General features: G+C 44.9%; 9 protein-coding genes. 3 read left to right on the forward strand and 6 right to left on the reverse strand.

Annotated features, from left to right (window positions below; genetic code table 11):
- Positions 1-9: 9 nt before the first annotated feature.
- A complete protein-coding gene (ydiJ, locus tag ACO1PK_RS15275; protein ID WP_423186462.1) occupies positions 10-3,057 on the reverse strand; it encodes a D-2-hydroxyglutarate dehydrogenase YdiJ in 3,048 nt (1,015 codons plus the stop codon).
- A 124-nt stretch (positions 3,058-3,181) separates the two neighbouring features.
- Positions 3,182-3,763, reverse strand: coding sequence for a GTP cyclohydrolase II (ribA, locus tag ACO1PK_RS15280; RefSeq protein ID WP_423186463.1), 582 nt, complete (start codon positions 3,761-3,763; stop codon positions 3,182-3,184).
- 141 nt (positions 3,764-3,904) lie between these two features.
- On the opposite strand from ribA, the gene ACO1PK_RS15285 reads away from it, so the two are divergent.
- A complete protein-coding gene (locus ACO1PK_RS15285; protein WP_423186464.1) occupies positions 3,905-5,752 on the forward strand; it encodes an ABC transporter ATP-binding protein in 1,848 nt (615 codons plus the stop codon).
- Here the strand turns inward: ACO1PK_RS15285 and ACO1PK_RS15290 are convergent.
- The 3 genes from ACO1PK_RS15290 to ppsA form a co-directional block, all read right to left on the reverse strand.
- Positions 5,749-6,444: a glutathione S-transferase family protein gene (locus ACO1PK_RS15290; protein ID WP_423186465.1), complete on the reverse strand. Its 696-nt coding sequence runs from the start codon at positions 6,442-6,444 to the stop codon at positions 5,749-5,751. The two genes, ACO1PK_RS15285 and ACO1PK_RS15290, sit on opposite strands and share 4 nt — an antisense overlap.
- A 97-nt stretch (positions 6,445-6,541) precedes the next feature.
- Positions 6,542-8,047 (reverse strand): alanine/glycine:cation symporter family protein, encoded by a 1,506-nt coding sequence (locus tag ACO1PK_RS15295; RefSeq protein WP_423186466.1) that lies wholly within the window; start codon positions 8,045-8,047, stop codon positions 6,542-6,544.
- A gap of 264 nt (positions 8,048-8,311) precedes the next feature.
- A complete protein-coding gene (gene ppsA, locus ACO1PK_RS15300; RefSeq protein ID WP_423186467.1) occupies positions 8,312-10,696 on the reverse strand; it encodes a phosphoenolpyruvate synthase in 2,385 nt (794 codons plus the stop codon).
- Positions 10,697-10,829: 133 nt separating this feature from the next.
- Here ppsA and ppsR point away from each other — a divergent pair, with 133 nt between their 5' ends.
- Complete coding sequence (gene ppsR / locus ACO1PK_RS15305; protein WP_423186468.1) at positions 10,830-11,639, forward strand: posphoenolpyruvate synthetase regulatory kinase/phosphorylase PpsR; 810 nt, start codon at positions 10,830-10,832, stop codon at positions 11,637-11,639.
- Between the two features lie 85 nt (positions 11,640-11,724).
- Here ppsR and ACO1PK_RS15310 read toward each other — a convergent pair whose 3' ends face one another.
- Positions 11,725-13,074 (reverse strand): class II 3-deoxy-7-phosphoheptulonate synthase, encoded by a 1,350-nt coding sequence (locus tag ACO1PK_RS15310; RefSeq protein ID WP_423186469.1) that lies wholly within the window; start codon positions 13,072-13,074, stop codon positions 11,725-11,727.
- Between the two features lie 280 nt (positions 13,075-13,354).
- Here ACO1PK_RS15310 and ACO1PK_RS15315 point away from each other — a divergent pair, with 280 nt between their 5' ends.
- On the forward strand, positions 13,355-13,990 hold the full coding sequence (locus tag ACO1PK_RS15315; protein WP_423186470.1) for a response regulator transcription factor: 636 nt from the start codon (positions 13,355-13,357) through the stop codon (positions 13,988-13,990).
- The last annotated feature ends 50 nt before the right edge of the window (positions 13,991-14,040 follow it).

Consider the following 14,040-nt stretch of genomic DNA (forward strand, 5'->3'; position numbering starts at 1 on the left):
CAACGACAATTAACTATTAGATATCAAGGCTAACAGTGCTTGCAGCGGATGGCGTGGTTTGTCACCAACTAATCGCTTCACTTGGCTTCGGCATGAAAACCCTGTTACTAGAATTTTTTCTGCGCCTAAATTTTCCACCGGCTTACGCCAGCTTAAGTCAAACAAGGCTTTACTGTTCTCAAGCTGTTGTGTTTCATGACCATAGGTTCCTGCCATACCACAACACCCCACACTCACTGGTTTTAAAGTGAGTCCAGCCTGCTTAAAAATTTGCTGCCAAGTTTTCTCGCTGGCGGGTAAAGCGGTTTTCTCGGTGCAATGCGCCAGTAAAGAAAACTCCGTGTTGTTGTTCAGTCTAGGTAGCGGTTTATCACTTAACCACTCGTGTACGAGCAACACCTGAAAATCACCACGGGCGCTCCCCAGGGTTTTGGCATATTCATCGCGGTACACCAAAACTAAAGAAGCATCTAAACCCACTAAAGATAAACCTAATTGATGTAGTTGATTTAAAAAATCCGCCGCTGATTTCGCTGTTTTGGCAAACTCACGTAAAAAGCCTTTCACATGCTGCGGTTTACCATTTGGCATAAAGGGTAGCAAAACAGGGGTGAAACCCAGTTTTTCCATTAAAGCTAAGGTATCCGCAACTAAATCGGCTTCATAAAAACTGGTAAAAGGATCCTGCACCAACAGCACGGTTTTCGCACGTTGCTCAGCACTCAGCTTTGACAACGCAACCAAATCAAAGGCATATTTTTCACCTAGCCGCTCTGCTAATGTGGGGACTGATAGCAAAGGTGTATCAACATAACCAATGCTTCGCGACAGTCCCTGCTGCACTAGAGGCTGTTTTAGAAAGAAATTGACCAACCTTGGCGCCTTAGCTAATAACGGTGCAGTACGTTCAATATTGCCAACCACATAATCTTTAGCAGGGCGAAGATAACGACTATGGTATAGCTGCAGAAAACGCGCACGAAATGAGGGTACATCCACTTTGATCGGACATTGACCAGCACAGGCTTTACAGGCAAGGCAGCCATCCATTGCTTCTTTCACTTCATGAGAAAAATCTGGCTCACCTTGCTTTTTCGCCCAACTATTTTTTAGCTTTTGCCAAAGCGCCGTGATCCCTTGCCCTTCAGCCAATAACTGCTGTTCGGCTGCTAAGATATCAATACCTTGTTGTTGATTAAGTCGTAACCATTCCCGCATCAAGCCCGCTCGCCCTTTCGGGCTATGCCGCCGATCTTTGGTGATCTTGCTGGAAGGACACATGGGCGAACTTTCTTCGTAGTTAAAACACAAGCCGTTACCATTACAGTTTAAGCTACTGTCAAAACTATCTTTCACCGCCACGGGAATTTGTTTATCAAACCAAGCGCGTTTGGCACCATCGACACTGACTAATTGATCTGCACTTTGTAACGGCGTACAAATTTTGCCAGGGTTAACTCGGTTTCGTGGATCAAAAGCTGCTTTTATCTTTCGTAATTCGGTAAAAAGCGCTTCACCAAAAAATGCGGGGCCATATTCGCTACGGTATCCTTTACCATGTTCACCCCACATTAAACCACCATATTTCGCGGTTAACGCCACCACCTGATCCGAGATAGTTCGCAGTAACTTTTCTTGCTCCGGATCACATAAATCTAATGCGGGCCTAACATGTAACACGCCGGCATCAACATGACCAAACATACCGTAATGTAAGTTATGGCTATCTAATAAAGCACGAAACTCTAAAATAAAATCGGCTAAATGTTCAGGTGGTACAGCGGTATCTTCAGCGAAAGCAATGGGTTTTTCTCTGCCTTGGGTATTCCCCAAAAGACCCACTGCTTTTTTGCGCATCGCATAAATATGATTAATAGCAGTACTATCATAAGTTAACTGATAGCCAATGATCCCCTGTTGCTGTTGAGCAATAGCGTCATCTAATTTACGCGTTAAAAGCGCAACTTTGGTTTCTATATCCGCCTGATTTTCACTATTGTATTCCACCATATTTAGCCCCTGCATGTCTTTGCCAGGGATATCGCTAATCAGTTCTTTTACCTGATGCCAAATAATATCGTTACGCGCCAGATTCAGCACTTTGCTATCGACCGTCTCTACTGACGTCGCCTCGGCAGCGACCAAGAAGGGGGAATGCCGCAGCGCACTTTCAAAACTGTCATATTTAATGTTAAGGAGGCATTTAAATTTAGCGATCGGCGTAATATTCAGCTTTGCCTCGGCAACGAAGCCAAGAGAGCCTTCTGAGCCGGTGATAATTCTGGAAAGATCAAATTCAGACAGATCGTCGTTAAAGACATGTTCCAGATCGTACCCCGTTAGAAAACGATTTAAACGAGGAAACTTCGCCAAGATTTCAGTACGTTGGTCACGACAGCTGCTAAGCACCTGCTGATAGATGCGGCCAATGCTGTTGGGTTGCTCTGCCCGATGTTCAGCCTCATAGGTTGGCATTTTATGCGTGTGTAGGACATTGCCGTCAATCAAAACCGTTTTTAACGCTAAAACATGGTCACTGGTTTTACCATAAACTAACGAGCCTTGACCCGATGCATCGGTATTAATCATCCCACCAATGGTTGCACGATTTGATGTCGACAAGTCTGGCGCAAAGAAAAAACCATAGGGTTTCAAAAAGGCATTTAGCTGATCTTTAATCACACCAGCTTGCACTCGCACCCAGCGTTCTTGGATATTTAACTCTAGAATTTGCCGCATATGGCGAGATAAGTCGACCACGATATGTTCAGTGAGCGATTGGCCATTGGTGCCGGTACCACCGCCACGTGGACTAAATTTTAAATGACTAAAACTGGATGTTTGCGCCAAAGAGGTCAAAATAACCAGATCATCAGTACTGCGCGGTAACAGTACCGCTTGTGGCAGCGTTTGATAAATGCTGTTATCGGTGGCAACCGCTATACGGCTCGCATAAGTGGTTTCAATGTCACCCGTAAAGCCAGCATTAACGAGGGCTTTACTAAAAGCAACAACGCTGGCATCTAATGCCAATTCCGGATTAAGCTTTGGGATCATACTTCCAGCCCGTGTCAGTTAATGGGGGATAGTATACCACCAACCCCTGAACGCCATTAAGCGCTATCTCACTAAAAATTCTTACTCAATCAACAGCAAGGTGCTAACTGCGACAGGTATAGTGTTATTCCATATGGCCCATTTTAGCTGCTTTAGTAGCTAAATAACGATGGCTATGAGCAGTCGTTTTCACCCGATGCTGTACACGTTCTAACACATTAACCCCTACATCTTGCAATGCTTTCAGTTTACGTGGATTGTTAGTGAGTAAACGAATTTGCTTAACACCCAGTTGGCGAAACATCTCAGCAGCAACATCATATTCACGCTGATCCGGTAAAAAGCCCAAAATTTCATTGGCTTCCACCGTATCTAACCCTTTGTCTTGCTCAGCATAGGCGCGGATCTTATTGATTAAACCAATACCACGCCCTTCTTGGCGTAAATACAAAATAACCCCTCTGCCAGTATCAGCAATTTTTTTCATTGCAGCTTCCAGCTGTGGGCCACAATCACAGCGTAAGCTAAATAACGCATCACCCGTTAGGCACTCGGAATGTACACGAGCTAACACCGGCTCATCGGTGCTGATGTCGCCTAAAGTCAGAGCAACGTGCTCTTTGCCATTAGCCGCTTCAAAACCATGTAAACGAAATTCAGCAAAAGGTGTTGGTAGCAATGTTGAGGTGATTAGTTTAATACTCATTTAAAGTCTCGATAAAAGTACTGCAGCAAAACGCTAAGTTGGGGCAAAGTAAATAAAACTCAAGAGCACATACCGACGTATCTACGTTACAATAGCCAATCTCGCACCACTTTGCTGCGCATTTTCTACGGATGTTTATACATGTTTGGATTTTTTGAACGTTTAACCCGCCCCTTTCCTAACGATGAGCCGACTCAACCGCCAACAGGGTTACTGGCTTTTTGTCGGCATTATACCAAAGGCATGGAATGGCCTTTGCTGGTTATGTCGCTTAGCTCTGCGTTGCTGGCCATCTTAGAAGTATCTTTATTCAGTTTTATGGGGCAGCTGGTTGATTGGTTAGTGCAAAAAAATCCTGAAAGTTTTTTTAGTGAAGAACGCGCCACACTGATTTGGATGGCTTTAGTGACCTTAGTTTTACTGCCCTTGCTAACGTTATTTCACTCTGCCTTGGTCCACCAAACCTTATTAGGTAACTACCCTATGGCTATTCGCTGGCAAGCGCATCGCTACTTGTTACGCCAGAGCGTCAGTTTTTATCAAAACGACTTCGCCGGCCGCATTGCCACTAAAGTCATGCAAACTTCTTTGGCCGTGCGAGAAACGGTGATGAAACTGCTGGATGTACTGGTCTATGTGTTTGTTTATTTTTCAGCCATGCTATATTTTGTGGCGGACGCTGATTTACGGCTGATTATCCCAATGCTAGTTTGGCTGGTGCTTTATATCGCCTTACAGATCTACTTTGTCCCCCGTCTTAAACGGGTGGCAACGGCCCAAGCCGATGCGCGCTCCGAAATGACAGGTCGTATCGTTGATAGCTATACCAATATCAACACCATTAAGCTGTTTTCTTATACACAACGCGAAGAATCCTATGCGCGTGATAGCATGGAAGTATTTTTAAAACCAGTATATCAACAAATGCGTCTTGCCACGGGCCTCAGTGTCTCGGTTCAAACGCTGAATTATCTGTTGGTGTTTGCAGTAGCTGCATTATCACTCTACTTATGGGCGGGAAGTGCTATCACGGTCGGTGCTATTGCGATTGCAGTGAGTTTAGCCCTGCGCTTAAATGGCATGGCGCAATGGATAATGTGGGAAGTCAGTAATTTATTTGAAAATATTGGCACCGTAGCCGATGGTATCGCAACCTTGTCGCAACCTGCCAAGGTTCAGGATATCCCTAATGCCAGTGAACTGCACGTCTCTGCCGGCGCCATTGAATTTGCCAATGTTAGTTTTAATTATGGTAAAGACCACCGCACTAGCGAAAAGCCCGCGGTACTCTCAGCACTTTGTTTGAACATCAAACCGGGTGAAAAAATTGGCTTAGTTGGACGCTCCGGCGCCGGCAAATCGACCTTAGTCAATTTGTTATTACGCTTCTATGATGTGGAATCAGGCCAGATCTTAATTGACGGTCAAGATATCAGCAAAGTGACGCAGGAAAGTCTGCGAAAACACATTGCTATGGTGACTCAAGATACCTCTTTACTGCATCGCTCTGTGCGGGAAAATATCAGTTATGGTCGGCCTGACGCCAGTGAACAAGAATTACTGACCGCAGCTGAACAAGCAGAAGCTAGTCTGTTTATTGAAGATTTAACCGATCTAAAAGGCAACAAAGGCCTAGATGCGCAAGTAGGCGAGCGCGGCGTAAAACTCTCTGGTGGGCAGCGTCAGCGGATCGCCATCGCCAGAGTGTTATTGAAAAACGCTCCAATCCTGATTTTAGATGAAGCGACTTCTGCACTAGACTCCGAAGTAGAAGCCGCCATTCAAGCCAGTTTAAACACGCTGATGCAAAATAAAACAGTCATTGCCATTGCGCATCGACTTTCGACGATAGCGCAAATGGATAGACTGATCGTACTTGATAAAGGCCGTGTAGTTGAGCAAGGCACCCATGCTGAGTTAGTGGCAGCCGGTGGCATCTATGCACAGTTATGGGCGCATCAAACCGGTGGCTTTATCGGCGTTGATTAAACCTTCTGTAGTGCATGACGCAAATCAGCGGTCACCACGCCATATAAGCTGATTTGTTCGTCATGCGCAGCATCAATCCAAGGCTCAGCCAAGGCTTGTTGATACCAATCTTGCATCGCAGGCAGCAACAATAAGGTATTAAAATAGCGCATTACGTTTTCCGAAAGCTCAATACCATAGCTTTGCAGGCGAAAAGCAACAGGTGCATAGAACGCATCAACCGCGGTAAAGTGTTGCCCTGCCAAAAATGGACCGCCAAATTTTTCCAAGCCTTCAGTCAGCAACTCGTCTAACCGATGTAAATCACGTAAAAGTGGCGCTGAACGTTCATGCAATTGAATGCGTAAGCCACAGTTCATACTACAAATAGTACGTAAGGCATTAAAGTTGGCATGTATTTCTGCACTAGCACAACGCGCCCAAGCTCTTACTCGTCTATCTGCTGGCCAGATACTTGGATAATGCTCGTACAAATATTCAGCAATGGCCAAGGAGTCCCAGATCACCGTATTGTGTTGCACCATACAAGGCACTTTACCACTTGGCGAAAAGCTGCGAAAACGACTAAAACTATCATGATCAGCAAAAGGCACAAGCTGTTCAGTAAAGGCAATATCGAGTTGCTTCATAAGTAACCAAGGCCGCAGTGACCACGAGGAGTAATTTTTATTGGCAATATAAAGTTCACGCATTCTAGGCCCCATTTGTTTTTCAAAAAGAGTCTTAAGCATAACCTAAAAAAAAGCCCCGAGATCATTCGGGGCTGATATAGATCAGATAAACGTTACATTATTGTTTTTCTTCTTGTTGTGACTTGGCTAAACGTTTTTCCCAAAAGGTCGCGTTCTTAATACCTAGCTTAACAGGATCAAAAGTAATAGGCCCCCCCGCTTTTTTCTGCTCTTCGTAATCTTTTAAGCAAAGAATAGCGGGTTTATGGATAAAGAAAATAACCAAAATACCCAACACGTTAATCCACGCCATTAAACCAACACCAATATCACCAATGGCCCAAATATAGCCTGCTGCATTGACAGTGCCGTAAGCCACCATCGACATCAGGACGATTTTAAAGACGATTAACGGTAACTTATTATTAAAAATCCGATTGAGGTAAGCCACATTGGTTTCCGTAATGTAGTAGTAAGCCAAAATAGTGGTAAAGGCGAAAAAGAATAAGGCTATACCCACAAACAGCTGACCGAAATGACCAAACACACTGTTAAGCGCCATTTGCGTAAAAGCCGCAGAACCAATCTCCGTTCCTGCAGCAACATTCTGCACAATAAATTGCCCTTCTGGTAAAGTGCCAACCACATTGTATTGCTGGGTAATTAAAATCATCAGGGCGGTGGCGGTACAAACAAATAAGGTATCAACGTAAACAGAGAACGCCTGCACTAAACCTTGCTGTGCCGGATGGTCAACTTCCGCCGCAGCCGCCGCATGGGGACCCGTGCCCTGTCCAGCTTCGTTAGAATAAATCCCTCGTTTCACGCCCCAACCAATGGCTGCACCAAAACCTGCTTGCGCTGTAAAGGCATCAGATAAAATCAGACCAAAGACGTCAGGTACTTTATCCAAATTCAAAAAGACGATAATCAGCGCCATTACGATGTAACCCAATGCCATAAAAGGCACCACCACTTGGGTGAAGTTAGCAATACGTTTAATACCGCCAAAAATAATAAAGGCCAAAACTATTAAAATGAGCGCCAGCGCGGCTAATTTATTCGTGCCGACGTCACCAAAACTGGTGCTTACCATATTGCCGTCACCAAACACCTGTGTCACGGCATTGCCAACGGCATTAGCTTGGACGCCAGGTAAAAAGATGCCACAACCAATAATGGCTGACACAGCAAATACAACCCCTAACCAGCGCCAGCCTAAACAGCGTTCAAAATAATAGGCTGGACCACCCCGATATTGGCCATTTTCTTCTACTTTATAAACTTGACCCAATGTCGATTCGGCAAAAGCGGTACTGGCACCTAGAAAGGCAACGACCCACATCCAGAACACCGCTCCAGGACCACCAAAACCGATTGCAGCGGCTACCCCAGCGATATTACCTACTCCGACACGACCAGAAAGCGAAACCGCTAAAGCTTGAAATGAAGAGATACCTTTATCAGAACTGCTGTTGTTTAACAGCAATTTACACATTTCTTTAAAATGTCGAACTTGCGCAAAGCGCGTTAATATGGAATAAAATAGTCCGGCGCCTAGACACAAATAAATCAGTGCTGAGCTCCAGACATAACTATTAATTGTATTGACCAACTCCTGCATGCGTAACCCCTGGATATAATGTTGTTATGTCCTTGAAAATTAATTCGGTGCAACCTTAGTTACAGAATTAATAATTTATGGATAGTTCTTTTAAGTTCCGCTAATAATTTGCCATAAGCTTTCGCATTTAGCTATGCCGAAGCATGACTGCTTGACCATAAAATGGACTTTATCCAGAAGTTTTTCGAAAGAAGTTGCTAAAAAGGTGGTTTTCAGACTAAAAAAGCCCCAAGTGATGCTTGAGGCTATGCTAAGCGGCTAAAATCAGCCGTTGTGTTGACTGGCTTGTTTGGCGAGATACAACCAGGTATCTACCACGGTATCGGGATTTAAAGAAACACTTTCTATACCCTGCTCCATTAACCAAGCCGCGAAGTCTTCATGGTCAGAAGGCCCCTGTCCACAAATCCCAACATATTTACCCTGTGCTTTACAGGTCTTGATCGCCATTTCCAGTAACTTCTTAATCGCCGGATTTCGCTCATCAAACAGATGTGCAATCAGACCACTATCGCGATCTAAGCCTAGAGTCAGCTGGGTTAAATCGTTTGATCCAATGGAGAAGCCATCAAAATATTGCAAAAACTCCTCAGCCAACAAGGCATTGGAAGGCAACTCGCACATCATGATGACCCTTAGGCCGTTTTCACCACGTTTTAAACCATGCGCGGCGAGTAGCTCGATAACGCCAGCAGCTTCCTCCAAGGTACGGACGAAGGGAATCATAATTTCCACATTGCTAAAGCCCATAATATTACGCACCCGTTTTAAGGCTGCAACTTCTAAGGCGAAGCAATCACGGAAATCTTCAGACAAGTAGCGAGAGGCGCCACGAAAGCCAATCATCGGGTTTTCTTCATGCGGTTCATACTGCCGACCACCTACCAGATTGGCGTATTCATTCGATTTAAAATCGGACATACGAACGATGACTTTCTCTGGAGCAAAAGCACAAGCTAAGGTTGCAATACCTTCGGTTAACTTGGCGACATAAAACTCTACAGGATCAGCATAGCCAGCGCTTAACTCGTCAATGCTCGCTTTAATCTCAGGGCTTTGTGTAGCGTAGTTAAGTAACGCCTTGGGATGCACCCCGATCATACGGTTAATAATAAACTCTAGTCGCGCTAAACCAATACCGGCATGCGGTAAACGTGAGAATGCAAAAGCACGCTCTGGATTGCCGACGTTCATCATAACTTTTAAATCAAGCGAGGGCATCTGATCGACGCGGCTACTGACTACAGAGAAATCCAGTTTACCTTGATACACAAAACCGGTATCACCTTCTGCACAAGACACAGTAACTTGCTCACCATCCTGGATTTTAGCCGTCGCATCGCCGCAACCGACCACGGCAGGAATACCTAACTCTCGTGCAATAATTGCTGCATGGCAAGTACGACCACCGCGATTGGTGACGATGGCGGAAGCGCGCTTCATTATCGGCTCCCAATCGGGATCAGTCATATCTGTTACCAACACATCCCCAGGTTGGATCTGATCCATCTGCGAAATATCTGCTAACACTTTTGCCGTACCCGCACCAATACGTTGACCGATAGCACGACCTTCAACCAACACATGACTGCGACTGGCTAACTGATAACGTTCAATGGCATTGCTGTCCTCACGGCTCTTTACCGTTTCTGGACGAGCTTGCACAATGTATAGCTTGCCATCTATGCCGTCTTTTGCCCATTCAATGTCCATTGGGCGACCATAATGCTGTTCAATAACGACAGCTTGCTGCGCAAGTTGTTGTACTTCGGCATCGGTTAGGGAGAAAGTACGACGTTTTAGCTGAGGGACATCTTCAATCTTCACTTGTTTACCATGACCTGCCTCAGACGAGTAGACCATTTGTACTGCTTTACTGCCTATATTACGTTTTACAACTGCTGGGCGCCCAGCCGCCAAGGTTGGCTTGTGCACATAAAACTCATCAGGGTTTACCGCCCCCTGCACCACCATTTCACCTAAACCATAAGACGACGTAATAAAGACCACCTGATCAAAACCAGATTCAGTATCAATACTAAACATCACACCAGAAGACGCTAAATCTGAACGTACCATCCGCTGCACGCCAGCAGATAAAGCGACACCACGATGATCATAACCCTGATGTACGCGGTATGAGATAGCCCGATCGTTAAACAATGACGCAAAAACATGCTTAATGGCGACAATCACCGCCGCATAGCCACGCACATTCAAAAAGGTTTCTTGCTGCCCCGCGAAAGATGCATCTGGCATATCCTCTGCAGTAGCGGACGAACGCACCGCAAATGACATATCCTCTTCTTCATTCGGATGTAACTGCCGATAAGCTTGCTGAATGGCTTGCTCCAATTCAGGTTGAAAGGGTGTATCAATAACCCACTGTCTGATTTGTTTACCTGCCGCCGCCAAAGCGGTTACATTATCAACATCCAAGCCATCCAATAGCTGATAAATCCGCTCGTTCACCCCACTTTGCTCTAAAAATTGATTAAAAGCGTAAGCCGTTGTTGCAAAGCCACCAGGCACTTGCACACCTACCGCTGCCAGATTACTAATCATTTCACCTAAAGAGGCATTTTTACCGCCAACGCGGTCAACATCATGCATTCCGAGGTCTTGATACCAAATGACAAATTCTTGCACCTTTATCTCCATTTTTAGTTGCCATGCATGTAAGCTTACAGCATTAGTTACAATCATGCTGATTCTACACTTAGCCAGTGATGATTTAAAACCATAATTTTTATGTAGATTTATTACGAAATAAGGAGTTTTTGTGCGCACAGCCTTTTATATTTCAGATGGTACTGCCATCACCTCAGAAGTCTTTGGTCATGCACTTTTGACCTTATTTCCAGCGCAATTTGAGCATATTACTCTGCCATTTATTGAAAATAGCGACACGGCAGCACAAGCGGTTGAGCGGATTAATACTTGTTATAAAACTACAGGATTGCGGCCTTTAGTGTTTCACACTTTTGTGGATGAGGCGTTACGCTTGCAAATCAGCCGAAGCGAAGGCATTTGCTACGATTTTTTAAACGCTTTTGTAGAGCCATTACAGCAAGAATTAGGGATGGCACCTGTGCCTAAAGCACATCGAACCCATAGTATGCACGAAAAAACCTATGATTTTCGTATAGATGCCGTGAATTATGCACTGGCTAATGATGACGGTGCCAATCTAAAGAATTTTAGCCAAGCCGACATTATCTTAGTTGGGGTAAGTCGCTCAGGGAAAACGCCCACTAGCTTATATTTAGCCTTACAATATGGCATAAAAGCGGCTAATTACCCCTTCGTCGAAGAGGATATGGAAGAGTTAAATTTGCCCGCAGGCTTAAAAGCGCACAAAGCAAAACTGTTTGGGCTAACTATTACCCCAGAGCGGCTTAGTCAAATTCGCGAGCAACGCCGGCCGAATAGCCGTTATGCTTCAGTGAAGCAATGCGCTTTAGAACTCAATGAAGTGGAACGACTCTATCAGCGTGAACGTATTCCTTTTTTAAATTCGACGCATCTGTCTATCGAAGAAATATCGGCAAAAATTATTTCGAGTACGGGTTTAAAAAGACAGAAGTATTGATTTGCTAAAATGCACTGGATAACAAGGTTATCCAGTGCAGTGGGTTTAGCGTAACGCCTAAGCTGCGGGTTAGCCGCAGCAACATTTACTTACGAGCAGAACTTAACGTATCCGCAATTAAAAATGCCAGCTCTAACACCTGATCAGCATTTAACCGCGGATCACACTGAGTAAAGTAGCGAGAAGATAAATCACTTTCGCTTAAGCCATAGGCCCCGCCGGTACATTCCGTTACATGTTCACCGGTCATTTCCAAATGGATCCCTCCTGCATGGGTGCCTTCCGCTTTATGTACGGCAAAGAAATTACGGATCTCTCGTAAGATGGCTTCAAAATCACGCGTTTTGTAGTCATTACTGGCTTTAACCGTATTGCCATGCATTGGATCGGAGCTCCAAACCACTTTACGGCCTTCTTGCTTTACTTTTCGCACTAAGGCAGGTAATTTATCAGCAAGCTTATCAGCACCCATCCGAGTAATAAGCGTTAAACGCCCCGCAATATTGTCTGGATTAAGGGCGTCAATTAAACGAATTAGCTCATCTTCTTGCATGCCAGGGCCAACTTTCACGCCAATCGGATTATGGATACCGCGGAAAAACTCAATATGCGCATGATCGAGTTGTCGTGTCCGTTCACCGATCCACACCATATGTGCAGAGCAATCATACCACTTACCCGTTAAGCTATCGCGACGCGTCAAGGCTTCTTCATAATTTAGCAGCAAAGCTTCATGGGAAGTATAAAGCTGCGTTTCACGAATAGACGGGGAGTTTTGCGCCGTTATGCCGCAAATTTCCATAAAACGTAGCGCCTCTTGAATTCGCGTTGCCACACTTTGATAGCGCTCTTTTAAAGGATTGGTTTCAACAAACCCCATATTCCAAGCACTTACCTGATGTAAATCGGCCAAGCCACCTTGAGCAAAGGCCCGTAACAGATTCATGGTGGCGGCAGAGTGATGATAAGCCGTCACTAAACGCTGGGGATCAGGTTGTCTTGCTTGCTCTGTAAATTCAAAACTATTGACAATATCGCCACGGTAACTGGGTAATGACACACCATTAATGGTTTCCAGATCACTGGAACGCGGTTTAGCATATTGGCCTGCCATACGCGCAACTTTTACTACTGGTAAACCGCCAGCATAAGTTAACACGACAGCCATTTGCATAATAACTTTAAACGTATCCCGGATTTTCGGGGCGTTAAAGTCGTTAAAGCTTTCTGCACAATCGCCACCCTGCAACAAGAACCCTTTACCCTCGGCGACTTGGCCGAGCTGACTAAATAAATCCCGTGTTTCTTGGGCAAAAACCAGTGGCGGGTATTTATGAAGTTGTTGTTCTACTTGCGCTAATAATTGCTGATCCTGATAATGCGGTTGCTGCTGGATCGGCAGATTGCGCCAACTTTGTGGCGTCCAGGTGGTCACGATGCTGTTCCTATCGGTTGATTATACACCCGCTAAACTTATAGACTTCTGGACGTAAATTCAATCCTAAAATATGACTTTTTATCTTTGCAGTACGGCATTTTCTGCTCACTACCACCTGAAAGGGGGTAAACAAAAAGACGCTGCGCTAAAAACCGTACGCAAATTCAACAGTAAATGACGTTTAAAGCAACAAATGAGGTATTCTTCAACAGTCTGGACTTTTCAACATACCGCATGACGTTATATAGTTATTCTATTAGTGATATAGGTGTTTATTATGGAAAGGTTTTCCCGTCTTATTTTACTTACTGATGAGACTGCTCAGCTTAGCACCTGTCGGCATGCTATAGCCGCAGGTATTGACGTAGAACAATGTTCCTTAAGCCACTTTAGCCAGTTACGCCATGTCAAAGGCGTGCTCGCGGGTTATCAGTTCAGCCATGAAACCTCTGTCAAGAAGGGTTTTTCCACTAAGTTGCTTTCGATCAGCCGAAAAGTACCTCTTTTTGTATTTCAAGCAGAGCGGCAGCTGATAGAACCTAGTCGTGCTATTTTTGCTGGCTTACGTGGTGTTATCTACCATGATGAGCAACCTGACATGGTTAAACGCGCTCTACAAACCATGATGGCAGGGCAACTTTATTACGGCCGTAAAGTGATGTCAGATACCTTGGATTCGTTGTTCTTGCTTCGTGAGCAATCGAATAGACGGATTGCGCCAACCACCCTGCTCACCGATCAAGAACAGCGCATCAGTATGCTGATTGCCGAAGGCGCACGTAATAAAGAGATTGCTGACCAGTTACAGATCAGTGCGAATACCGTTAAAGTGCATGTTTCTGCCATTTTTAAGAAAACCAACAGTAGAAATAGAACCGAATTGGTTCGTTGGTTACAAGAACCACAAAACTAAGCGCCTCATCACTGCGTAGTGTGGTGAGAGCAGCACAACGGCAGTAGGAG

Source organism: Alishewanella sp. d11, assembly GCF_049390205.1.
GTDB lineage: Bacteria > Pseudomonadota > Gammaproteobacteria > Enterobacterales > Alteromonadaceae > Alishewanella.